The 23,646-nt window shown below is 72.1% G+C and carries 17 protein-coding genes; 13 read left to right on the top strand and 4 right to left on the bottom strand.

Annotated features, from left to right (window positions below; genetic code table 11):
- The first annotated feature begins 115 nt into the window (after nucleotides 1-115).
- Nucleotides 116-2,893 (top strand): ATP-binding protein, encoded by a 2,778-nt coding sequence (locus ABD944_RS13540; protein WP_345175916.1) that lies wholly within the window; start codon nucleotides 116-118, stop codon nucleotides 2,891-2,893.
- 114 nt (nucleotides 2,894-3,007) lie between these two features.
- Here ABD944_RS13540 and hisD (ABD944_RS13535) read toward each other — a convergent pair whose 3' ends face one another.
- Entirely contained in the window at nucleotides 3,008-4,315 is a 1,308-nt protein-coding gene (hisD, locus tag ABD944_RS13535) for a histidinol dehydrogenase (protein WP_345175913.1), read from the bottom strand.
- Nucleotides 4,316-4,587: 272 nt separating this feature from the next.
- Between hisD (ABD944_RS13535) and ABD944_RS13530 the strand changes: the two genes are divergently transcribed.
- The 6 genes from ABD944_RS13530 to ABD944_RS13505 all read left to right on the top strand — a co-directional run bounded on the left by ABD944_RS13530 (nucleotide 4,588) and on the right by ABD944_RS13505 (nucleotide 10,707).
- The gene (locus ABD944_RS13530) at nucleotides 4,588-5,514 is read left to right on the top strand and encodes a LysR family transcriptional regulator (RefSeq protein WP_345175910.1); all 927 of its coding nucleotides are present in this window, start codon (nucleotides 4,588-4,590) and stop codon (nucleotides 5,512-5,514) included.
- Nucleotides 5,515-5,782: 268 nt separating this feature from the next.
- Nucleotides 5,783-6,556, top strand: a complete 774-nt coding sequence (locus ABD944_RS13525; protein ID WP_345175908.1) for an ATP-binding cassette domain-containing protein — start codon at nucleotides 5,783-5,785, stop codon at nucleotides 6,554-6,556.
- Entirely contained in the window at nucleotides 6,553-7,644 is a 1,092-nt protein-coding gene (locus ABD944_RS13520) for an ABC transporter permease (protein ID WP_345175905.1), read from the top strand. The genes ABD944_RS13525 and ABD944_RS13520 overlap by 4 nt, the downstream gene beginning before the upstream one ends.
- A gap of 8 nt (nucleotides 7,645-7,652) precedes the next feature.
- Nucleotides 7,653-8,630 (top strand): ABC transporter substrate-binding protein, encoded by a 978-nt coding sequence (locus tag ABD944_RS13515; RefSeq protein ID WP_345175904.1) that lies wholly within the window; start codon nucleotides 7,653-7,655, stop codon nucleotides 8,628-8,630.
- The gene (locus tag ABD944_RS13510) at nucleotides 8,627-9,817 is read left to right on the top strand and encodes an ester cyclase (RefSeq protein WP_345175903.1); all 1,191 of its coding nucleotides are present in this window, start codon (nucleotides 8,627-8,629) and stop codon (nucleotides 9,815-9,817) included. Before ABD944_RS13515 ends, ABD944_RS13510 begins: the two co-directional genes overlap by 4 nt.
- A gap of 23 nt (nucleotides 9,818-9,840) precedes the next feature.
- Nucleotides 9,841-10,707: a nitrilase-related carbon-nitrogen hydrolase gene (locus ABD944_RS13505; protein ID WP_345175901.1), complete on the top strand. Its 867-nt coding sequence runs from the start codon at nucleotides 9,841-9,843 to the stop codon at nucleotides 10,705-10,707.
- Here ABD944_RS13505 and ABD944_RS13500 read toward each other — a convergent pair.
- On the bottom strand, nucleotides 10,700-11,662 hold the full coding sequence (locus tag ABD944_RS13500) for a LysR family transcriptional regulator (protein ID WP_345175900.1): 963 nt from the start codon (nucleotides 11,660-11,662) through the stop codon (nucleotides 10,700-10,702). The genes ABD944_RS13505 and ABD944_RS13500 overlap by 8 nt on opposite strands.
- Nucleotides 11,663-11,805: 143 nt before the next feature.
- Between ABD944_RS13500 and hisD (ABD944_RS13495) the strand changes: the two genes are divergently transcribed.
- From hisD (ABD944_RS13495) to ABD944_RS13485, 3 genes are read left to right on the top strand one after another with little or no spacing between them, the layout of a single operon-like run.
- Complete coding sequence (gene hisD / locus ABD944_RS13495) at nucleotides 11,806-13,134, top strand: histidinol dehydrogenase (protein WP_345175897.1); 1,329 nt, start codon at nucleotides 11,806-11,808, stop codon at nucleotides 13,132-13,134.
- Nucleotides 13,127-13,921 carry an SDR family NAD(P)-dependent oxidoreductase gene (locus tag ABD944_RS13490; protein ID WP_345175895.1) on the top strand — a complete coding sequence of 265 codons (795 nt, stop codon included), beginning with the start codon at nucleotides 13,127-13,129 and terminating at the stop codon, nucleotides 13,919-13,921. Before hisD (ABD944_RS13495) ends, ABD944_RS13490 begins: the two co-directional genes overlap by 8 nt.
- Nucleotides 13,918-14,622, top strand: coding sequence for an alpha/beta fold hydrolase (locus ABD944_RS13485; RefSeq protein ID WP_345175893.1), 705 nt, complete (start codon nucleotides 13,918-13,920; stop codon nucleotides 14,620-14,622). Before ABD944_RS13490 ends, ABD944_RS13485 begins: the two co-directional genes overlap by 4 nt.
- Nucleotides 14,623-14,639: 17 nt before the next feature.
- On the opposite strand, the gene ABD944_RS13480 is transcribed toward ABD944_RS13485, so the two are convergent.
- A complete protein-coding gene (locus tag ABD944_RS13480) occupies nucleotides 14,640-15,629 on the bottom strand; it encodes a LacI family DNA-binding transcriptional regulator (protein WP_345175891.1) in 990 nt (329 codons plus the stop codon).
- 27 nt (nucleotides 15,630-15,656) lie between these two features.
- Complete coding sequence (locus tag ABD944_RS13475) at nucleotides 15,657-16,448, bottom strand: HpcH/HpaI aldolase family protein (protein WP_345175888.1); 792 nt, start codon at nucleotides 16,446-16,448, stop codon at nucleotides 15,657-15,659.
- A gap of 112 nt (nucleotides 16,449-16,560) precedes the next feature.
- Between ABD944_RS13475 and ABD944_RS13470 the strand changes: the two genes are divergently transcribed.
- The 3 genes from ABD944_RS13470 (at nucleotide 16,561) to ABD944_RS13460 (ending at nucleotide 23,535) form a co-directional block, all read left to right on the top strand.
- Nucleotides 16,561-17,679, top strand: a complete 1,119-nt coding sequence (locus tag ABD944_RS13470; protein WP_345175887.1) for a cupin domain-containing protein — start codon at nucleotides 16,561-16,563, stop codon at nucleotides 17,677-17,679.
- Between the two features lie 130 nt (nucleotides 17,680-17,809).
- Nucleotides 17,810-18,994, top strand: a complete 1,185-nt coding sequence (locus ABD944_RS13465; protein ID WP_345175886.1) for a VWA domain-containing protein — start codon at nucleotides 17,810-17,812, stop codon at nucleotides 18,992-18,994.
- Nucleotides 18,995-19,527: 533 nt separating this feature from the next.
- The gene (locus ABD944_RS13460) at nucleotides 19,528-23,535 is read left to right on the top strand and encodes a LamG-like jellyroll fold domain-containing protein (RefSeq protein ID WP_345175884.1); all 4,008 of its coding nucleotides are present in this window, start codon (nucleotides 19,528-19,530) and stop codon (nucleotides 23,533-23,535) included.
- Nucleotides 23,536-23,646 lie beyond the last annotated feature (111 nt).

The raw sequence follows: 23,646 nt of genomic DNA, 5'->3' as shown, positions 1-23,646 counted from the left end.
CGGAACCGGCTACGCACCCGCCCCTACGCACCCGCCTACGCACTCGCCCTGACGCAACGCGGGCACGGAACGGGGAGCGGGGCGCTTGCGACAGAATGGGACAGTGGTAGCGACAGTGGATATCTCGCCCCGGGAAGCCGAGGTGCTGGAGCTGGTCGGGGAGCATCTCAGCAACGCCGAGATCGCGGCGCGGCTGTTCATCTCCGTCCGCACCGCCGAGAGCCACGTCTCCGCCCTGCTGCGGAAGCTGGACGTCCCGGACCGGCCGGGGCCCGCCGGGCGGGCCGCCGCGGGCGGCCGCGCCGCCGGCGCGTCGCGGCCGGCGCCCGTCCCGCCGGCCCCGCTCACCTCGTTCGTCGGGCGGGCGAGCGAGCGCGCCGAGCTGGCCGAGGTGATCGGGAAGGATCGGCAGGTGACCGCGGTGGGACCGGGAGGCGTGGGCAAGACCCGGCTCGCACTGGCCGTCGCGGCGGACGCCGCGGGCGCGTTCGCGGACGGGGTCTGGTTCGTCGATCTGGTGCCCGTCACCGACCCGGGCATGGTCGCGGACGCGGTCGCCGGCGCCCTCGGTCTCGGCGAGCAGCCCGGCCGCGGCATGACCGAGTCGGTGGCCGCCGCGCTGGCCGACCGGCGCGCCCTGCTCGTCCTGGACAACTGCGAGCAGGTGCGGGACGGCGTGGCGCTGTTCCTGGAGCGGCTGCTCGCGGCGTGCCCCCAGGTGACGGTGCTGGCGACGAGCCGGGCCCGGCTGATGGTGCCGTTCGAGCGGGTGTACGCCGTCCCGCCGCTGTCGCTGTCCGACGGGGAGTCGGACGCGGTCGCGCTGTTCAAGGAGCGGGCGACGGCGATCGGCTGGCCGCTGGATCCTCCGCTGCACGAGCACATCCGCTCGATCTGCGAGCGGCTCGACGGCATGGCGCTGTCGATCGAGCTGGCCGCCGCCCGGTACCCCACGCTCGGGCTGGACGGTCTCACCGCGGCCCTGTCCCACCCCCTGCGGACGCTCGCCGGCGGCCCCCGCGCCGACGACCGGCACCGCTCGGTGCGGGCGGCGGTGGACTGGAGCCACACCCTGCTCGAACCGGCCGACCGGGAGCTCCTGCGCCGGGTGTCGGTGTTCGTCGCGCCGTTCACCGCCGCGGCGGCGGCGGAAGTGGCCGGGGCCGAGCAGGGGGTGGTGGTCGAAGGGCTGGCCCGCCTGGCGGAACAGAGCCTGCTGCTGGTGCGGGCGTCCGCGGGCGCGACCGAGTACCGGGCGCTGGAGACGATCCGCCAGTACGGGGTCGAGCGGCTCACCGAAGCCGGTGAGCTGGACGGCGTCCGCGCCCGGCACCTCCGCTGGTGCCTGGCGACGGCCGCGAGCCTCACCGGCGCCGCCGGAACGGACTGGCGGCCCCGCTTCGACGCCGCCGCCGACGACCTCCGCTCCGCCCTCGCCTGGGCGGCCGAACAGCCGGACCACCGCGCGGACGCGCACGATCTCGCGCTCCGCCTGGCGGAACTCGCCTTCACCCGCAACCTGGTCGGGGAGTCCCAGCAGCGGTACGAGCAGGCCGCCGCGCTGGCCGGGGAACCGGCCGGGGCCGCGGCGGCGCTCCGGCACGCCGCCGCCGTCGCCGGGTGCCGCATGCACGGAGACGACATGTACCGGCTGCACCGGGCCGCCGCGGACGCCGCCCGCCGGTCCGGAGACACCGCCCGCGCCGCCGCCGACCTGGCGACCGCCGCGACCACCGTGTTCCGCTTCTCGGGCACGTTCGTCCGGACGCCGCCCCCGGAGGAGACGCTCGCGCTGATCGCCGAGGCGCGCGAGCACGCCGGAGACGACCCCGTCGCGCGGGCGGCCGTCGCGCTGGCCGAGGCCGCGTCGGTCGCCGACGCGTTCGGCGCCGACCAGGATCCGCACGACGACGCCGTCGCGCGGACGCTCGCGCGCGCCGAGGACGCGGTCGGGCTCGCCCACCGCACCGGCGTCCCGTCCGCCGAGTCCGCCGCGCTCGACGCGCTCTCCGCCGTCCAGAGCTGGGTCGGCGACGCGTTCGCCGCCGCGGCCACGGCCCGCCGCCGCGTCACCCTCCTGTCGTCCGCGCGGACCACGCCCGCTGTCGCCCACGAGCTCGTCCAGGCCCTCGGCGAGGCCGCCCAGACCGGCATCGGCGTCGGGGACCTGCCCGACGCCCGGCACTGGGCGAGACTCCTCGCGGATCACCCGTCGCTCGCCGAGGTGGGACACCGCGCGACGAGCTGGCAGCTGGTCGCCGACGCGCTGGCGGGCGACGCCGAGGGCGTGCTCACCGGCGCCGTCCGGTTCCTGGACGGGTGGCGGCGGAGCGGCAGCCCCGTGTGGCCGGAACTCGAACCGGCGGTGACCGCCGTCGCGATGATCCACGGCCTCCGCGGAGATCAGGACGCCCGGAACGAGTGGAGCACGATCCTGGGGCGGTTCGGCACGTCACCGAACCGGACCCATGGCCACGGCGCGGTGTTCGACGCGATGCTGCTGCTCCACAACGGGCAGGCGCCGGAGGCGATGGAGCGGCTGGCTCCCGGCCCCGGCGAGGTGTGGAGGTGGGTCACCTGGATCTGGCTCCACTGGTACGTGGCCCTGCGCGCGGAGGCCACGGTCCTCGCGGGAGGACCCGACGCACGCGAACGCCTGGCCGACGCCCGCGAGATCACCGCCGGTGACCCGGTCGCCGGGGCGATCGTGGAACGCGCCGGGGCGCTCCTCGACGGCGCCCGGGAGCGGTTGCTCGCCACGGTGGACGCCTTCGACGCCGCGGGCTGCCGCTACCAGTCGGCCCGCACCCTGCTGCTCGCGGGCGGCGACCACGCCGTCCAGGGAACGCGCGCCCTCACCGCTCTCGGCCTCGCCCCCACGGCCGTCCGCTGACCGGACGGAACACGGGCGCCGCAGCTCTTCCCCGTCCGGCCAGGCGGGGTGGTTCTGCCCGGTGCAGAACCACCCCTCCATGTGGATCCGGCCTCGTCCGGGCCTGCGGCGGCCTCAGTCGCGGGGCAGGCGCTCCAGCCGCTTGGCGGCGGTGGCCTCGTGCGCGGGCATGAGGTCGGCCTGCGAGATGGTGACGACGTGCGGCGCGACCGTGCGGACCCCCTCGTCGGTGTCGATCCGCTGCCAGGTCACCGTCTTCAGGAAGGACGCGACGGACAGGCCGCCCGTGTAGCGGCCCGCGCCGGCGGTGGGGAGCACGTGGTTCGTGCCGATCACCTTGTCGCTGAAGGCGACGGTCGCGCGCTGCCCGACGAACAGCGAACCGTAGTTGCGCAGGTTCTTCAGGTACCAGTCGTCGCGGTCGGTGTGCACCTCCAGATGCTCGGCCGCGAGGAGGTCGCTCAGCCGGACGGCGTCCTCGTGGTCGGCGGCGAGCAGCACGAAGCCGTAGTCGCGCCAGGCCGCGCCCGGAACCTCCGCCCCTCCGGCCTTCTCCAGGTCGACGAGCTGGCGGTCGATCTCGGCGACGACCGCCTCCGCCATGGCGCGGCTGGTCGTGATCAGGGCGGCGGGCGAGGTCGGGCCGTGCTCGGCCTGGCCGAGCAGGTCCGCGGCGACCAGTTCGGGGTCGGCCGAGTCGTCGGCGATCACCGCGACCTCGGACGGTCCGGCGATCATGTCGATGCCGACCTGGCCGTACAGCTGCCGCTTGGCCTCGGCGACGAAGGCGTTGCCGGGGCCGACGAGCTTGTCCACCGGGCCGGCGCCGTCCAGCAGGCCGAACGCCATCGCCGCGACGGCCTGGACCCCGCCGAGGCAGTAGACGGCGTCCGCGCCGGACGCGGTGAGGCTGTACAGCGTCGGCGCGTGCACGCCGCGGCCGGCGCGCGGCGGGGTGCACGCGATGACACGGTCCACTCCGGCGACCTTGGGAACCTTCACCGTCATGAACGGGCTGGCCAGCATCGGGACCCGCCCGGCGGGCGCGTAGGCGCCGACGTGGGCGAGCGGGATCTGCCGCTGCCCGAGAACCACCCCGGGCAGCGTCTCGGCCTCGAAGTCGGTGAGGGTGGCGAGCTGGCGGGCCGCGAACCCGGCGACCTGCTCGATGCCGAAGTCGATGCTCTCCCGCAGCTTCGGGTCGAGGTCGGCCCTCGCCCGGGCCTCGTCGGCGGTGACCTCGAAGGATCCGGGGTCCCAGTCGTCCAGTTCGCGGGAGTACCGGCGGACGGCGTCCATGCCGTCCCTCTCGATCGTCGACAGCATCTCGCTCACCCGGTCGCGGACCTGCGGGTCGACGGCGCTGGAGGCGACCTTCAGCGGCTTCTTGATCAGGGTCACGTCGCCGGCGGGAACACGCACGGTGGAACTCCTTAAACGAGAGGGTCGGAGGGGAAGGCTGGCGGCCCGCCCGTCATGGGCCGGACTTTCACGCGGGGCGGACGGCCCTCGCGCGAAGCCGGGGCGGGTCGAAGGGCGTGGTCGGCCCCGGTGGTCCAGGCGAGGAGCGGGGGGCGGGGACGCCGAGCCGAGCACGGCCGCCGCACGCGACTGCCCGGTTGCCGCGAGGTTAGCCGACCTGCTTTGCGAAGGGGTAGCCTCTCTTTCCTTAGGAAGCGGAAGGCAATTCCTTAATGACGCTGATCCAGTTGCTGTACTTCGTCTCCGCGGTGGAAGCGGGCTCGTTCTCCGCCGCGGCCGAGCGGCTGCGCCTGGCGACGCCGTCGGTCTCGGAGCAGATCCGGCGCCTGGAGCGGCATGTGGGCACGGCCCTGTTCGAGCGCGGGCGCGTGCTGCAGCTCACCGACGCCGGCCGGGCGCTGCTGCCCCAGGCCCGCGCGACCCTGCGGGCGGCCGAGGAGGCGGAGCGGGCGGTGGCCGACGTCCGCGGCCTCAGGGGCGGGCTCGCGAGCTTCGGCCTGTTCCGCAACGCGGACTACTACCTGGTGGGCCCCCTGGTCGAGACCTTCCTGCGGGAGCATCCGCGGGTGCGCCTCCGTCTCCCGGGGCAGAACAGCGCCGAGGTCGCCGACGCCGTCCGGGCCGGACGGCTGGAGGCGGGACTGGTCGTCCTGCCGGTCGACGACGAGAGCCTGACCGTCGAGTCGATCCTGCGGGACGAGGTGCGCTACGTCAGCGCCGACCCGCGGCGGGCGGGCGGTCCGGTGCCGCTGGAACGGCTGGCCCGGGAGCGGTTGATCCTCTACGACGCCGCATGGGCCGCGGTGGACCCGACCCGGCGCCAGCTCGCGACGCGGATGCAGGCGCGCGGGTTGACCATGGCGCCGTACGTCGAGGTCGAGCGGGTGGAGGGCGCGCTGGAGCTCGTCCGGCGGGGGCTCGGGGACACCATCGCGGCGAGCACCGTCCTGCGCACGCTCGATCCCGGCCTCCACAGCGCTTCGCTGGAGGAGCCGCTGCACGACGAGATCGCGGTGATCCAGCGGCGCGGCGCGCGCCTGTCGGCGGCGACCGCCGAGTTCATCCGGCTCGCGCGCGCCCACCTGCACCGTCTCGCGCAGGACGGCCCGCACGCCCGGATCCTCGGCCCGCGGGACTGACCGGGGGCGCGGCAGCCCTTACGCCACAGGGCTTTTCGAGGACGCACAGGATAGTCCTGTGGAAGGTAGAGGATCATTCGGCGTTGTCCTTCGGATCCGGCGGCTCGTAGATTTCGCGCCAAGCCACTCGATGTGGGCCGGCGCACACGCCGGCCCTCCCCGCCGGCTCGGCGACCCGCCGGCGGCGACCGGGTCGGCGCGGCGCGACCGCCGCCCCGCCGAGGGGGAGCGGAGGTCGGTCCGCGGCCCCGGACCGAAGGAAAGGTCGGTGAGATCACAGATGGCGGACCCGCTACTCCAGGCCCGCGGCATCGGCAAGAGCTACGGGCACGTGGAGGTGCTCCGGGGAGTCGACTTCACCGTCGCCCGCGGTGAGGTGACGGCCCTGATCGGGGACAACGGAGCCGGCAAGAGCACCCTGGTCAAGATCCTCTCAGGCGCGCTCGGCCCGGACGCGGGGGAGATCCTGCTGGACGGCGAGCGGGTGACCTTCAGCTCGCCGGAGAGCGCCCACGACATGGGCATCGAGACCGTCTACCAGGACCTCGCCCTCGCTCCGGAACTCGGCTCGGCCGAGAACGTCTTCGCCGGGCGGGAGCTGCTCAGACCCGGCCTCCTCGGACGGCTCGGCGTTCTCGACCGCAGGACCATGCGGGACCGGGCCCGCCAGGCGTTCGTCGACATGGGCACCGACGTCAAGGACATCGAGGCCCCGGTCGCCGCGCTGTCGGGCGGCCAGCGGCAGAGCGTCGCGATCTGCCGGTCGGTGATGTGGGCCGACAAGGTGATCTTCATGGACGAGCCGACCGCGGCCCTCGGCGTCCGGCAGACCGGCAAGGTCCTGGAGCTGATCCGGCGGGTCGCGGACAAGGGGATCGCGGTCGTGCTGATCAGCCACAACATGCCCGAGGTGCTCCAGGTCGCCGACAGCGTCCAGGTGCTGCGGCTCGGCCGGCGCGTCGCCGAGTACCGGGCGGCGGAGACGACCGTGGAACAGCTGGTCGGCGCGATGACCGGCGCTCTGGAAGGGAAGGCCGCATGACCGAGACCCCCGCGCCGGCCACCCCGGCGGAAGCCGCCGACGAGACGGCCCTGGACCCCTCGAACGGCACGGACGCGACCGGCACGGACGACGCGAGCGGCGCTCTGAAGATCGCTCACCGCTCTCCGCTGCGCAGGTTCCTGTCCACCTCCCCGGCCTACATGGGCCTGGTGCTGGCGCTGCTCGTGCTGCTGTTCTCCATGCTGCGACCGGAGGCGTTCCCCACCGCCGCGACGGGCCGCAACGTCTCGCTGGACATCTCGGTGCTGCTGGTCATGGCCGTCGGCATGACGTACGTGATGGTGGCGGGCGGCTTCGACCTGTCGATCGGGTCGGTGCTGGTGTTCTCCGGCGTGGTGATGGCCAAGACGATGTCCGCGATCGGCGGCGACGGCGCCCTCGTCGTGGTCGCCGGGATGGCGGCGGCGGTGCTCGCCGGCATCGCCTGGGGCGTGCTGAACGGCGCGTGCATCGCGCTGCTGAAGGTCCCCGCCCTGATCACCACGCTCGGCACGATGGGCGCCGCGCTCGGCGCGTCCCAGATCATGACGGGCGGCAACGACGTCACCACCGTCCCGGACGCGCTGCTGAAGATCACCACGTCCCGGCCGCTCGGCTTCAGCTGGCTGGTCTACGTCGCCGCGATCACCGCACTGGTCGGCGGCCTGATCCTCGCCTACACCCGGTTCGGCCGCCACACCTACCTCGTCGGCTCCAACGCGGAGTCGGCCCGCCGCGCCGGCATCAACGTGAACCGGCACCTGATCAAGCTGTACGCCGTCAGCGGCGGCCTCGCCGGGGTGGCGGGCGCGATGTCGCTCACCCGCTTCGCCACCACCACGATCTCCGGCCACGCCACCGACGCGCTGCAGGTCATCACCGGGGTCGTGCTCGGCGGGACGAGCCTGTTCGGCGGCATCGGCACCATCCTCGGCACCGTCGTCGGCATCTTCATCCCCGCCGTCCTCCAGAACGGCTTCGTCGTCACCCACGTCCAGCCCTACTGGCAGCAGGTCGTCATCGGCTTCGTGCTGATCGCGGCCGTCTACGTCGACCACCTCAAGCGCGCCCGGCGCGATCGCAGCTAGGAGACCTCATGAGAAACAGCACCGCGTTGCGGCTGTCCGCCGCGGCCGGGGTGGCCGCCCTGGCCCTCACCGCCTGCGGCTCCGGGGCGGACGCGGCCTCGGGCCAGAAGCGGATCGTCTACGTCCCGGCCGTGACCGGCATCCCCTTCTACAACACCGTCGCGTGCGGGGCGCAGGAGAAGGCGAAGGAACTCGGCGCCAAGCTGGACGTGCAGGGCCCGCCCGAGTTCGACCCCGCGAAGCAATCGGCGATCGTCAACGCGCTGGTGGCGGACAAGCCGGACGCGATCATGATCTCGGTGGCCGACTCCAAGGCGCTGATCCCGCCGCTGAAGCTCGCCAAGGCCGCCGGCATCAAGATCATCGGTGTGGACGGCGACGTGGACGACCGCTCGATCATGACGACCAACATCATCTCCAACAACCTCAAGGGCGGCGCGCTCGCCGCGGACGAGATGGCGAAGGCCACCGGCGGCAAGGGCGAGGTCATGGGGTTGAACAACGACCCGGGCAACCCGCTCGGCGAGGCGCGCGCCAAGGGGTTCACCGACCAGCTGAAGAAGTACCCGGGGATGAAGTACCTCGGCACCCAGTACAGCAAGAACGAGACCGCCAAGGCGTCCTCGATCGCCTCCAGCGCCAGTTCGTCCAACCCGAGGCTCACCGGCATCTACGCCATGTCGACCACCAACTCGGAGGGCGCCGTCACCGGCCTGCGTGAATCGGGAAGGACGGGGAAGGTCAAGCTCATCGGCTTCGACATCTCCGGGCCCATCGAGACGGCGCTCAACGGCAAGCAGATGGCCGGGACCATCGTCCAGCACCCCTACCAGGAGGGCCAGATCGGCGTGCAGTCGGCTCTGGACGCGGTGGCGGGCAAGCCGGTGCCGCGCGACCAGAACTCCGATCTCGTCTTCGCGACCCCCGAGAACCTGGCCACGCCGGAAGTGCAGAAGTACGTGTACAAGAAAGAGTGCGGCAAGTGACGGAGACCGGCCGGGACGTGCCCATCGAGTCCGGGGAGCCGCGCGGTGGGGAGAAGTCCCCGCGGCCCGCGCCGGAGATGTCCTCCACCGGACGCGTCATGCCCGCGGACTTCTCGATCGCCCTGTCGGAGGGCCGGGGCGCCACCCTTCCCGACGGCGACTACAGCCGGCGGAAGCAGTCGCTGCGCGGGTTCGAGGACCACTACACCGACATCGTCGACTACATCGTCCGGATCACGCACCGCATCTGGGAAGACCAGGACATCGGCTACATCTACGACACCTACGCGCCGGGCTGCCGCGTGTTCGACGACAGCGGCCCGCGGCACGGCATCGAGGAGATGGTCGCTGGAACGATCCAGGCGATCGCCGCCTTCCCCAACATGCGGCACTACGCCGACGAGGTGATCTGGGCGGGCGACGACGAGCAGGGCTTCGTCACGTCCCACCGCGCGCTGAACATCGGCGACCACACCGGCCACTGGCGGTGGGGCCCGCCGACCCACCGCCGCCTCAACACCTGGGTCATCGCCAACTGCGTCATCAGGGACAACGAGATCTACGAGGAGTGGGTCCTCTACAACACCGCGGCCAAGCTGCAGCAGCTCGGCCTCGACGTGACGGCCTGCGCGCGGGAGTTCGGCAACGCCGGCGCGCTGCGGCCGTACACCGAACGCGAGCAGACCGAGGTGGAACGGCTGCGGGGCGGGCGCAAGCCCGTCGCCGTGGCCGAGCCCGACACCTCCGGCCCGTTCGACGTGGAGGAGTGGGTCCGCGCCCTCTTCCACAACACCTACAACCGCCGCGACCTGAGCACCGTCGACCGGTTCTACGCGCAGAACGTCCGCTGGTACGGCGCCACCAACCGGCAGGGGTACGGCAGGGCGCAGGTGAGGTCGATGGCCCGCGCGCTGCTGGCGACGTTCCCGGACCTCGGCGTCCACGTGGACGAGGTCTACTGGATGGGCAATCCGGACGAGGGCTACAGGGTCAGTGTGCGCTGGGGCGGCGCGGGCACCCACAAGGGCTACTCGCTGTACGGCGCGCCGACGGGCCGCCAGGTGCACATCTGGGGCATGTCGCAGCTGTACGTCCGGAACGGTGAGATCGTTGAGGAGTGGGCGCTGTTCAACGAGTTCGACGTGATGGCGCAACTCCTCCGGGACGAGCCCGCCGCGCTGCTCTGACCCGGCGATCGGGGGACATGGAGATGGCATCGACGGTGACCCGGGTGACGTGCGTGCAGCTCGCGCCCGTCCTCGGCGACCTGGCCGGCAACATCCGGCGCGCCCGTTCGGCGATCCGCGCCGCCGTCGCGAACGGCGCGCGGATCGTCGTGCTTCCCGAGCTGGCGACCTCCGGCTACCTGTTCGCGAGCGCGGAGGAGGCCCGGGCGGCGTCCATCGGCGCGGACGATCCGCGGCTCGCGGCGTGGTCGGACGAAGCGGCCCAGGGCGACGCCGTGGTCGTCGCCGGATTCTGCGAGAGGGGCCCGGACGGCCTCGTCCACAACAGCGCCATGGTGCTGGACGGAACGGGGGTGCGCGCCGTCTACCGAAAGGTCCACCTGTGGGACCGCGAGAAGACGCTGTTCACGCCCGGCCGTGCGGAACCGCCCGTGCTCGACACCGCGTACGGCCGGATCGGCGTGCTGATCTGCTACGACCTGGAGTTCCCCGAGATGCCCCGCGCCCTGGCGCTGCGGGGCGCCGACCTCGTCGCGGTGCCGACGAACTGGCCGGTGGTGCCGCGCCCGGACGGCGAGCGCCCGCCGGAGGTGGTGGCCGCGATGGCCGCCGCCCGGGCCAGCCGCGTCTTCGTCGCCTGCTGCGACCGCTCCGGGCTGGAGCGCGGGGAGCGGTGGACGCGGGGCACCTCCCTCGTCGACCCGGACGGCTGGGTCCGGGCGAGCACCGACGCGCAGGACGGCCACGCGACGGCCGACCTCGACCTCCCCGCGGCACGAGCCAAGCGGCTCACCGACCTGGCCGACGTCATCGCCGACCGGCGGCCCGAGCTGTACGGGGAGATCGTGCGGCCAGGTCACGCGGCGCCAGGCGGCGCCGAGGTCAGCTGACGCCGGGGCGGCGCCTGGCCGTCCCTCCCGTCGCCGGGTAGACGCGCTGGGCCGGGTCGTTGATCCCGGCCAGCAGGGTGCTCCGCGCGCGCCGCGCCAGTTCCCGGGCGCCCGGCGACAGCACCGACGAGGTGCGCTGGATGAAGGCGATGGTGTCGTACAGCGGTTCGGCGAACGGGACGGTCCCGACCTCGGGCGGGCAGAACGGGCTGTCGGCGACGGCCCGGGAGATGAACGTGTCCCCGACGCCCCGGGCGACCAGGGCGAGCGCCGCCTCCACGTGCTCCACCTCGATGATCGGGTCGATCCGCAACCCCTCCAGCTGGGCCCGTTCGGCGATCTGGCGGCGGGTCGGGTCGGACCAGCCGTACCGGGCGTCGTACATGACCAGGTCGGCCTCCGCCATGCGGCGGATCGTCATGGGCGCCGCGAGCCGCTCGGGGTCGGCGCTGGCGTAGAAGACCTCGTCGCGGATGAGCGGCGTCACCCGCAGCCCCGCGTCGTCCACCGGCAGCACGACCAGGCCGGCCTCCAGCTCTCCCTTGGAGACGGCCGCGGCGACCTCGCTGGAGTTCTGCCCGACGAGCCGGAGCCGGACGTTCGGGAACGCCTCGTGGAACTGCTGGGCCAGGTCGGGCAGCAGGTAGAAGGAGGCGTTGCGGAGCAGGCCGAAGGTCACCTCGCCGCCGTCCAGGGAGCCGATGGACCGCAGCGCCGCGCGCCCCTCGTCCACCGAGGAGACGGCCTGCTCGGCGAACGGCAGCAGCTCCGCGCCGGCCGAGGTCAGCACGAGGCGGCGGCCGCCCCGGATGAACAGCGCCAGCCCGGCCTCCTCCTCCATCCGGCGGATGAGCTCCGACACCGACGCCTGCGCCATCTTCAGCTCCGCCGCGGCGGCGGTGAAGGATCCCGTCCGGACGGTGAGCAGGAACGCGCGCAGCTGGTTCAGAGTCACAGGGGAACCCTATGGCAAATGTGGGATAAGTCGGTCTAGTCCTGTTCTGTCGCGCTCCCTAGCCTGTCCATGGGACGCATTCCCCGCCGGGCGCCCGCGGACGAGTCCCTCCCGTCTCCACCCCCCTCCGCCCGAAGGACGAAATGATCACCTTTCTGAAGGAGGCCGTCGCCTCCGAGCAGATCGCCGCCGACAACGGCCGCGTCGCGCAGACCGTCCGCGGCATCCTCGACGACGTCCGCGCCCGCGGGGACGCGGCGGTCCGCGAGTACTCCGCCCGCTTCGACGACTGGACCCCCGCCGCCTTCCGGCTGACCCCGGGCCAGATCGACGAGATCGTCGCGCGGGTGCCCCAGCAGGTCATCGAGGACATCGAGTGGGTCCAGGGGCAGGTCCGCGCCTTCGCCGAGCGGCAGCGCGCCTCCATCACCGACTTCGAGATGGAGACGCTGCCCGGCGTGCGCCTCGGCCAGCGCAACCTGCCGGTCCGCGCGGTCGGCGCCTACGTGCCCGGCGGGCGGTACCCGCTCACCGCGTCCGCGCACATGACGATCGTGACCGCGAAGGTCGCCGGGGTCTCGCGGGTGGCGGCCTGCACACCGCCGATCCGCGGCGAGGTGCCCGCCGCCACCGTCGCCGCGATGCACCTCGCCGGAGCGGACGAGATCCACCTGCTGGGCGGCGTCCAGGCGATGGCGGCGCTGGCGATCGGCACCGAGTCCATGGAGCGGGTCGACATGATCGCCGGACCGGGCAACGCCTATGTCGCCGAGGCCAAGCGGCAGCTGTTCGGCGAGGTCGGCATCGACCTGTTCGCCGGGCCCACCGAGATCCTCGTCATCGCCGATGACGCCGCCGACCCGTTCGTCGTGGCCGTCGACCTGCTGAGCCAGGCCGAGCACGGACCCGACTCGCCGGCGGTGCTCGTCACCACCAGCGAGCAGGTGGCGCGCAGGGCGATGGCGCACGTGGAGCGGCTCCTCGGCGACATGCCCACCCGCGACTTCGCCGCCCCGGCCTGGCGCGACCACGGGCAGGTCCTCGTGGTGGACGACCTGGACGAGGCCTTCGCCGTCGCCGACACCTTCGCCTCCGAGCACGTCCAGGTCCTCACCCGCGAACCGCGCCAGGCCCTGGAGAAGATGCACGACTACGGCGCGCTCTTCCTCGGCGAGGGCACCTGCGTGTCGTACGGGGACAAGGTGATCGGCACCAACCACGTGCTGCCCACCAGGGGCAGCGCCCGGTTCACCGGCGGCCTGTGGGTCGGCAAGTACCTCAAGACCGTCACCTACCAGGAGGTGACCGACACCGAGTCCAGCGCGGCGCTCGGCGAGGTGTGCGGCCGCGCCGCCCGGGTGGAGCTGTTCGAGGGCCACGCCCGCTCCGGTGACGTCCGCACGGCGAAGTACCGGGGCGGAACGCTGCCGTGGAGCGACCACGCCTTCACCGGGGTGCGCGCCGATGCCTGACGTCCCGGGCGACGTGCTCGACGGCGTGCGCGGCCGGACGGCGCTGGTCACCGGCGCCGGCAACGGCCTCGGCCGCGCCATCGCCCTCGCCCTCGGCGACGCCGGGGTCCGCGTGGTCGGCGCCGGGCGCACGCGGGCGAACCTGGAGGAGACGGCCCGGCTGCTGACCGCCCGCGGCGCCGGCGCCCGCGTCGTCGAGGCCGACGTCGCCGACGCCGGCTCGGTGGCGGACCTGGCGTCGGCGGTCGCCGGCGAGGACGTGTCCATCGTGGTCAACTGCGCGGGCGTCGCCGGACCGGTCAGGCCGCTCACCGAGATCGAGCCGGACGAGTGGGACGCGGTGTTCGCCGCCAACGTGCGCGGCACCTACCTCGTCTGCCGCGCGCTGATCCCCGCCCTGCTCGCCCGCGGCTCCGGCGACATCATCAACATCGCGTCGGTCAGCGGCAAGCGCCCGCTGGCGATGCGCACCCCCTACACCGCCTCGAAGATGGCCGTGATCGGCCTCACCACCACCCTCGGCGCGGAGGTGGGCCCGCTCGGCATCCGGGTCAACTCGCTGTCGCCGGGGCCCGTCCGCGGCCCCCGCATGGAGCGCAACTTCCGGCTGGAGGCCGCCCGTCTCGGCATCACCGAGCAGGAGGCCGAGACGGCGTTCGCCTCCCGCGCCGCGCTCGGCCGCCTCCTCGAAGAGGAGGAGGTCGGGCGCGCCGTGGTGGCGATGCTGATGATGTCGGGCCTGCACTGCGCCGACATCGACCTGTCCGCCGGGATGGTCGCGCGGTGAGCGGCGGCGCCGGCCCGCTGGTGCTGCTTCCCGGCATGCTCGGCGACGCCACGGTGTGGGACGGCGTGGTCGCGGCGCTCGGACCGGAGACGAACGTCCTGCGCACGCGCGTCGACCTCGACGACTCGATCGCCGGGCTCGCCTCGCGGGTGCTCGACCGGTCGCCCGCGCGGTTCGCGCTGGCCGGCCATTCGCTCGGCGGCATCGTCGCTCTGGAGGTCGTGCGGCGGGCCCCCGCCCGCGTCACCCGGCTGGCGCTGCTCAACACCAGCGCCGGCGCGGGCTCGCCCGCCCAGCGCGCCGGATGGGCACGGCTCGCCGAGCGCGTCGGGCGAGGCGAGTTCGCGGCGGTCGCCGCCGAGCTGGCGAGGGCCACGCTGCCCGCCGTCCGCCGCGCCGACCCCCGCCTGGTCTCCCGCAACGAGAACATGGCCGGGACCGTGGGGCCGGACGGCCTGCTGCGGCAGCTCCGCGCCCAGGAGTCGCGGATCGACCTCCACCCCTCGCTGGCCGCGATCGACGTCCCGGTGCTGGTGCTGAGCGGTGAGCTGGACGAGGTGAGCCCGCCGGCCCTCCAGCGTGACCTCGCCGAGCCGATCCGCACGGCGCGGCACGAGGTCGTCCCGGGCTGCGGGCACATGTCCCCTCTGGAGTGCCCCGGCGAGGTCGCCGCCCACCTCCGCGGCTGGCTCGCGAGGTGACGCGGCGGCCCGCCAGGTCAGCCGCGCGTGTGCGAGGTGCGCAGGACCGGCTCCACGGGGTGGACGACGCGCCGCGGCCCGCCGTCGTCCCCCGCGATCCTCTCCAGGAGCCGGTCCACCGCGCTGCGCAGCATGTCGTCGAACGGCACGCGCAGCGTGGTCAGCCCGACCAGCGGCCACGCCGCCTGCTCCAGATCGTCGAAGCCCACGAGGGCGAGATCGCCCGGCACCCGCAGCCCGAGCTCGTGCGCGCCGTTCATCGCCCCCAGGGCGATCGTGTCGTTGGCGCAGAACAGCGCCTGCGGGAGCCGCCCCTCCGCGGCCATCGCCGCCACCGCCGAACGCCCGTGCTCGAAGTCGAACCCGCCGTGCCGGACCCACGCCGGGTCGGGGGCGATCCCGGCGTCCGCGAGCGCGGACCGGTAGCCGTCCTCCCGCTCCCGCGCCGTGCTCGCCGTGCGCGGCCCGAGCAGCGCGCCGACCTCGCGGTGACCCGCCTCCAGCAGGATCCGGGTGCCGCGCCGCGCGCCGAGCCGGTCGTCGGCGACGCAGGCGTCGAGCGGAACGTCCTCTGCGTAGCGGTGCAGCAGCACCGCCGGCACCCCGCGCTCGCGCAGCACGCCCGGGAGCCGCGAGTCCCGCGACGCGGTGGAGACGATCACGCCGTCCACCGTGCCGCCGAGCAGCTGCGACTCGATGTCGTCCGGATCGCCGTGCTCGGCGATCAGGGAGAGCCGGTAGTGGCGCCGGTCCAGCTCGTCGCACAGCCGCCCCACCAGGAGCGACCACAGCGGATTGTCGAGATCGACGACCATGGCGATGCGGCGGCTGCTGCGCGTGACCAGGTCGCGGGCCCGGTCGCTCGGGACGTAGCGCAACCGTGCCGCCGCCTCCCGGACGCGCCGTGCGGTCTCGGGTGGAATGCCCGGATGGCCGCGTAGCGCCCGCGAGACCGTGGACTGCGACACCCCGGCGGCGCGCGCCACGTCCAGGCTCGTCACCCGCATCCGTTCCTCCCTCCGCCGCCCTGCGGGTCAGTATCCGCCGGACGGCGCCGTGGTCGCCGCCGTCCCCCGCACGGCCGCGACGGCCTCCGACGCGGCCCGCCGCAGGAGGGCCATGTCGCCGCCCGGCGTCACGAAAGCGTAGCCCCGCTCGGTGAGCCGCAGCGCGGCCTCGGTGCCGGCGGCGAAGGCGCCCGCGATCACACCGGCCGCGTGCGCGGCCTCGGCGATCCGGCCCAGCGCCGCGTCGACCTCGGGCGGCGGAACGGCCAGCCCGGGCTCGACGCCCAGCGCGAGAGCGAGATCGTTCGGACCGACGAAGACCCCGTCCAGTCCGGGCGTGGCCGCGATCGCCTCCACCTGGTCGAGGGCGGCCCGCGACTCGATCATCGCCCAGGTCAGGATCCGCTCGTCGGCCCGCTCGACGTATCCGGGGACCTGGGCGAGGTTCGCGCGGGCCGGCCCGTAACTGCGCACGCCCCTCGGCGGGTACCGGCACATCGCGACGAACCGCGCCGCCTGGTCGGGATCGTCCACGGCCGGGCAGATGATCCCGTACGCGCCCGCGTCCAGCAGCTTGCCGATCACGGCGGCGTCGAGCGCCGGGGTGCGCGCCAGGGGGACGGCGGGCCCCGCGGACACGGCCTGGATCAGGTGGACGGCGGTGTCCAGCCCGAACATGCCGTGCTGGAGGTCCACGGTCACCGAGTCGAACCCCGAGTACGAGAGGGTCTCGGCGAGATAGGCGCTGCCGGCCGACACCCACGCGTTGACCACGGTCTCGCCCGCGCCGAAGAGCTCCTTGAGCCGGTTGTCGCGCATGTGCTCCGCCTCTCTGTAAAAGCTGTGCATACGTTAGCACGCTGTTGACAACGTACTTCCTCGCTGCAATCGTAAAGTTCTACGCATACGTTTGCATGAAAGGATCAAGACCATGCCCCCCGAGGTGTCCGCCGCCGAACTCGCCTCCCGGACGATCCTGCGCAAGGACCTCACCGTCGACACCGCCGCCTTCATCGACACGAAGATCCCCGGCTCCGAAGGCAAGATCAACTATCCGATGGTCGGGCCGGGCGTCTCCGAGAACGCCGAGCAGGCCGTCCCGGTCACCGCGCCGCACGGCTTCAACCTGGGCGCGGCGGCGATGCCGGCCGGCGTCACCAACAACCTGCACCTCCACTTCACCGCCGAGGTCTTCGTCTGCATGGCGGGCGAATGGCGGTTCCGCTGGGGCGTCCACGGCGACGACGGCGAGGTGACCGTCCGTCCCGGCGACGTCATCTCGATCCCGACCTGGGTGTTCCGAGGCTTCACCAGCGTCGGCACCGACGACGCGTTCCTGTTCACCGCCCTCGGACGCGACCGCTCCGGCGGCCTGATCTGGGCGCCGTCCGTCCTGGAGAAGGCCGCCGAGTACGGCCTGCACCTCACCTCGGACAACCGGCTCATCGAGACCGAACCGGGCGAGTACCCGCAAGGGGTGGAGCTGAAGCGCCCCTTGACCGACGCCCAGCTCGCCACGCTCCGCAGGATCGGCGTCGAGGAGATGCGCACGCGCCTGGCCCGCCCGTCCGACCTGCGCTGGTCGACGGCCCCGTTCCTCGACTCCGCCCTGGAGACCGGCGGCGCCGAACTGGCCGCCGTCGTCGGCTACGGGATCACCGAGGACCGCGACCAGCATCCGCGCCTCGCCGACCCCCACGGCTTCAGCCTCGCCCGCCTGCGCGCGGCCCCCGGACGCGGCATGTCGACCCACGCGGTGGACGAGTCCCAGGTGCTGATCGTCACCGGCGGCCGCTGGCGGATCACCCTGAACCGGGAGAACCCGGTCTCCACGGAGCTCGGCCCCTACGACACCCTCTCGATCCCGGTCGGAGCCTGGCGGCGCTTCGAGAGCATCGCCCCCGAAACGGGGGAGATGGTCGTCATCACCGGCGGCGAGGGCCGCACCCGCCTCCGCTGGGATCCCGCCGTTACCTCCCTGGCCGAGCAGCAGGGCACCGTGATCGACCCGAACGGCTACACCGCCGCCGCCGACCTCCTGCACGCCTGAGCCGGCGGACCGGGCCGCGCGCACAGCCGGTGCTTCCCCGGGACTCGGGGACCGGTTGCCAACCCCGCTTCAGTGGCCGGCGTCGGACGTTATGAGGGTTCCGGGCGTAGGGCGGGGGAGGGAGCGGGCGATGCTGCGCAAGGGGGAGAACGCCGCGCTGGACGGCGGCCGTGTCAGGGTCGCCGTGTCCGCCGCCGGAACGCCGATCGACGTTTCGGCGGTGCTCTTGGGCGATGACCGGCGGGTCCGGTCGGACGACGACCTGGTCTTCTTCAACCATCCCGCTCAGGACGGGGTCCGGTTGGAGGGCGCCGAGATCGTCATCGACCCGGACGCGGTCCCCGATGACGTCTCGACCATCGCGCTCGTCGCCAGCGTGGACGGCCCGGGGACGTTCGACGGCGTCACCCTGCGCGCCGGTGTGCACGGAGGCCCCCGGTTCGAGGCTCCGGCGATGTCGGAGGGGGAGACGGTGGCGGTCGTCGTCGAGGTGTACCGGCGCGCGGGCGCGTGGAAGCTCAGGGCGGTCGGGCAGGGATGGGCGAGCGGCCTCGCCGGCTTCGCCACCGACCTCGGCGTGGACGTGACCGGCGAACCGCCGGTCGAGGCCGACCTGCCGGAACGGATCTCGCTGCGCAAGGAGACCGTCCGCGTCTCGCTGGAGAAGAAGGGCATCGGCGGGCTGCGGGCCCGCGTCGCCGTCGCGCTGGACGCCTCCGGTTCCATGCGCAGGCTCTTCAAGGAGGGCGTGGTCGCCGAGATCGTCGAGCGGATGGCGGCGATCGCCCTGCAGGTGGACGACGACGGCGCCCTGGACGCGTGGATCTTCGCGACGGAGTTCGCCCGGCTTCCCCCGCTGCGGGTCGCCGAGATCGGCGCGTGGACGCGGGACAACGTGCGCCTGCACGAGGCCGTCGCCGCCGACGGGAGCCGGGTCAGCCTCGGCGGCCGCAACAACGAGCCCCAGGTGATCGAGGACATCCTCGCGTACTACGAGACCCGTCCGGGCGAACCGGTCCTGGTGCTGTTCTTCTCCGACGGCGGCGTGGCCAAGAGCGCCCAGATCGCCCGCCTCCTGCGCGAGGCGTCGGACCGGCCTGTCTTCTGGCAGTTCATCGGCCTCGGCCACGGCAGGTACGGAATTCTGGAAAAGCTGGACACCCTCGACGGCCGCCTCGTCGACAACGCCGGCTTCTTCGCGGTGGACGACATAGCCACCATCACCGACACAGAGCTCTACCAGCGCATCCTCTCCGAGTTCCCCACCTGGCTGAACGCAGCAAAAACCCAAGGCATCCCCCTAGGCTCAAACTGAGGCCAGGCCCCCGAATCCGGCGTCAGAGAATGCCATATCGAACCCGATCGGATTCCTTTCTCACCGCCAAGTCGTGCCGATCTCCTTGTCTCGGAACGGCGCCATAAGGCTGTAGTGCTCCACCGTTCCAAGCAGAATCAACCATCACTCTCGGTAGTGGCCCGCAAGCGTCAGCGTAAGTCGCCTTGGCGGGGACGCGCAGGTGGTGGGGTCGGGTTACCGAATCGGTCGTGACGTAGATCACAATACCTTGATCGTTCCGCTTCTTCCGAAGCGTGATCGGTCACGTTACGTTAAAGCGACTTTATTGGGACTTTATGTGCGCGGAGGTCTCCGTGAGCTTTTGGGGTCGTTTTCTGCCACAGAAGTCCAGCTCGCATCGCGTGAGGAGTCGGCCGTTCTCCGCGACCAGTGCGGCTACGGCGTTCGCCCTGGTACTGCCGTTGTCGCTGGTAAATATTCCCTGGGGCGCGTCCATGACCGCAGCCCATTCAGATGAGGCGCCCAAGGCGGCACCCTCTCAGCCTGAAGCGGTGGCGGCCGCGCTGAAGTCGAAGCGGCCCGTCACCGTCACCTCGATGACCGGTCCGCAACGCGAGGTGCGTGCGCTTCCGGACGGCCGCCTGGAGGCCACGGTGAGCGCCCGGCCGGTCCGCACCTTGCGTGATGGCAAGTGGGTGCGGATCGACACCAAGCTGCGGCTGCGCGCCGATGGCATGCTCGCACCAGGTGCGACGACCGTCGGTCTGGCGTTCTCCGCCGGGGGTGACGGGCCGTTCGCGACGATGAGCCGGGCCGGGCGCACCATGTCCCTGACCTGGCCGCATGGCAGACTGCCGGCGCCGGTCGTCGATGGCGAATCGGCGACGTACCAGAACGTCCTCCCGGACGTGGATTTGGTGGTGCGGGCCAAGCCCAGTGGATTCAGCCACGTTCTGGTCGTCAAGACCCCGACCGCTGCACAGGACCCGAGGCTGGCCACGGTCCGCATGGGCTTGAAATCCGACCGGATGAAGGTGGAGGCCGACAAGGCCGGTGGTATGCGGGTGGTGGACGAGGCCGCCGGGGGGACGGTCTTCAGAGCCGCCGAGCCGATGATGTGGGACTCCTCCGGGAAGGCCGCCGGCGGCGTCCGGAAGACGACTCTCGCCGAGAGGGCCATGGCCGCCGAGACCCCGGCTGACGGTGTGAAGCGGGGCCGCATCAAGTCGTCAGTGGGAGGGGGAAACCTGACCCTGGTTCCCGATCCGGGTCTGCTGACCGGGGCGGGTACGACGTTTCCGCTGTACATCGACCCGGACTGGCAGGGACCGGGGGAGTCGGCCGCGGTCATGGTGTCGACCAAGTACACCGACTCTTCCTGGGAAGACGAGGGGATGGGTTACTGCTCGGACTCCGACCCCTACATGGGGGGACAGTGCGGCGGCACCATCACCAAGCGGCTGTTCTACAAGTTCGTCCTTCCCTCGGCCGTGATGCGGACCAACGTTCTGTGGGCGGAGTTCAAGCCGTACCAGACCGGCGCCTACAACTGCACTGCGGCCGCGGCACAGGTCTGGAAGACCAAGGGGGTCGGCGGCTCGACGAGTTGGGGGACGCAGGCAGCCTCCGGATTCTGGCAGCGCAAGCTGGTGGAGAAAAGCTTCAACTATGGCAACGAGGGCGTCGGCTGCGCGAACAACACGGTGGTGCTGTCCAGCGAGACCCTCAAGACCGAGGTCGACAACACGGCCAAAGGCAGCGGCACTCTCTGGCTCGGCCTGAAGGCGACCAACGAGGGAAGCACCACTGGCTGGAAGCGATTCAACAACGACGCCGTCCTCCGCGTCCTGTACAACCTCCCGCCCAAGACTCCGTCCGGCGTTCATCTGGAGGGAGAAGGCGGCACTTACCCGTGCGGGCTGAACGACGCGTCCATGCCCCGGCTGCGGGTCTGGCCCACCATGGCCGCCAAGATCACCGACCCGCAGGGCAGTGACCGCGTTCAGGGCGAGTTCATGATCGGCTGGGGTGACGCGAACGGGGCCGGCTTCTCCTGGAGGATCGGGGCGGAACCAGCCCCGGACTCGACGCCCGTCTACTCCGGTGGCGGCAACTCCGGACAGGTGTTCACCAAGGCAATGAGCGCCTTGGCGTCGTCTCGCGGCATCCCCAAGAACGTCCCGCTCGCCTGGACCGTCCGCGGGCACGATTTCAAGGACGGGCTGGAGAACGACGACTGGCACAACTGGCTCGGCGCGGGCCCTTGGGCCGACGCCCCGGCCAGTGCCGGTGGCCTGGGGCACAAGTGCTGGTTCGTCTACGACGACGCCGCTCCACCGCCGCCGACCGTCACCTCCGCCAAGTACCCCGCCAACGCCATCGAGCATGACGGGGTGGGGCAGCCCGGCGACTTCACGGTCACCGCGGCGCCCGGCAGTGAACCGATCGTCAAGTTCGGCTACCAGTTCACGCCTCCCGGCCGCCCGGCCGAACCGATCACCTGGCTCGTGCTCGGGCAGACGCCCGGCTGCACCACGACGGCCTGCACGTTCACCAAGACACCGGATGTTCGCGGCGACTGGAAGCTGAACGTGCACGCCGTCGACCGGGCCGGCCGCTCCGGCACCGCTCCCGACTACGGCTTCCGTGTCCGCCGCGTCGCCAGCGAAGAGGCGCACTGGAAACTCGACGACCCCGCCGGGACGGTCAGGCTCCGAGAAGAGATCGCGGCGAACAACACCTTCACCGCCGTCAACGTCAAGACCGGCAAATGCCTGAACGTCGAAGGCGGCCAGACGACGCCCGGCGCGCACATCATGCAGTGGGACTGCGACGGCGTCGACTGGGAACGCTGGAAGCTCAACGAGGTCGGCACCAACACCTACACCTTTGTCAGCAAGAAGAGCGACAAATGCCTCGACATCGATGGGACACCCGCGTCCACCGCCGACGGCGCCCACAGCATCCAGTCCGACTGCGCGGAGGTGCCGAGCCAGCGGATCCAGCGCGTCGAGCAGGCGGACGGCGTCTTCCAGCTGAAACCCGCACATAGCAATAAATGCCTGACCATCGATGGCGAATCGATGGACAACCGCGCGCATGTCCTTCAGCAGACCTGCACCGGTTCGCAGTGGGAGCAGTGGCGCCTCCTCTCGGTCAACGAGGCCCGCATGGTCGGAACCGACTACGCGCTGGGTACTCCGGCGAGGGTCGGGTCGTCGTCGCTGAAGCTGAACGCCGACGCCGACCCGGCGACCACGGGCTACGCCGAGACCAGGCTGCCCGTGCTGGACCCGACGAAGAACTATGCGATCTCGGCGTGGGCGAAGCTGGCGGCCAAGGGCGGTGTCTCCACCATCGCCTCCCAGGACGCCGACGTCGCAAGCTCGATGTACCTTCAGTACTCGCCCGTCGACGATCGGTGGGCATTCTCCGGGGTGCTCGGAGACAAGACCGATGCGGCCGGCGTCCGAGCCCTGTCGGCGCAGGCCCCGGTAGTCGGGCAGTGGACCCACCTGGTCGGCGTCTACGACGCGGCGGCCAAGACGATCAGCCTGTACGTGGACGGCAGGCTCGAACAGACCACGTCCTACGACGGGGGCCAGTGGGCCGGCGTGAATCGCGGCGCCTTCGCGGTCGGTCGCGCCAAGTACAACGGGGTCAAAACCGATTTCTTCCGGGGCGAGATCGATGACGTTCGGGTGTTCGACCGGGCCGTCACCGCCCAGGATGTCGCCGGGTGGTACCGCTCCACTGTCCAGGCCCGCTGGAGACTCTCGACCGCTCCGGCCAACGGCGTGGTCCCGGACGACTCCGGCGCCGGCCACGATCTCACCCTGTACGGCGGTGCGGAGATCAAGACCGACGGGGGGACCTGCGACCAACTCGACGGCGGCTGTCTGGTGCTCCACGGTGCCAACACCTCCGGCGGCGGCCAATGGGCCAGGACGGCACTGCCCGTAGTCCGCACCGACGGAAGCTTCTCGATCGCCGGCTGGGTGGACGCTGTGAAACCGACCGTTCCGATGACGGTCTTCTCCTTGGCTGGGATCACCCAGAACGCCTTCACCGTGCGCTTCAATCCGAAGGCGGCCAAGAATCCGAACTGGGACCCCGACCGGGACGACCCCGCTGACGAATGGGTCGGCCGCTGGGAGATCGAGGCCTCCGTCTCCGACGCTCTCGGAACCACCCGGGTCACCGCCTACCAGTCGCAGTCCTGCAACATCTGCACCGACTCCGGCCCTGACCATCTCGCGCTGGTCTACGACGCGGAGACCGACACGATGACCCTCTACGTCAACGGCAACACCAGTGCCGAATCGGCGAGGACCGGCGTCATCGGGTTCAACGCACCGGGTCCCGTGCAGATCGGCCGCCGCTTCGCCGATGGCAAGACCGGCGACAACGACCCCACTCGCGAGTACTTCGCCGGGCTGATCCGCGATGTATGGCTGGTCAAGGGCGCCCTCACCCCAAATGAGGTGTTGCCGTTGGCCAACCTTCAGCAGATCGACACTCCTTACGGAAACCCGCCTCTGCCCGAGTCCTACGACTGACGGCGGTGGCCGGGCGAGGAACACCCACTGTGGCCTGCCCGGTCGAATGGCCGACACCCATTTCCTGCTGACCACTTCGTCGGCCCTCGGGGATGAGGGCAGCGTCGCCTG

This window comes from Actinomadura verrucosospora, assembly GCF_039540335.1.
In the GTDB taxonomy this organism is placed as follows: Bacteria; Actinomycetota; Actinomycetes; order Streptosporangiales; family Streptosporangiaceae; genus Spirillospora; species Spirillospora verrucosospora.
This window is presented reverse-complemented; position numbering and strand designations above follow the sequence as displayed.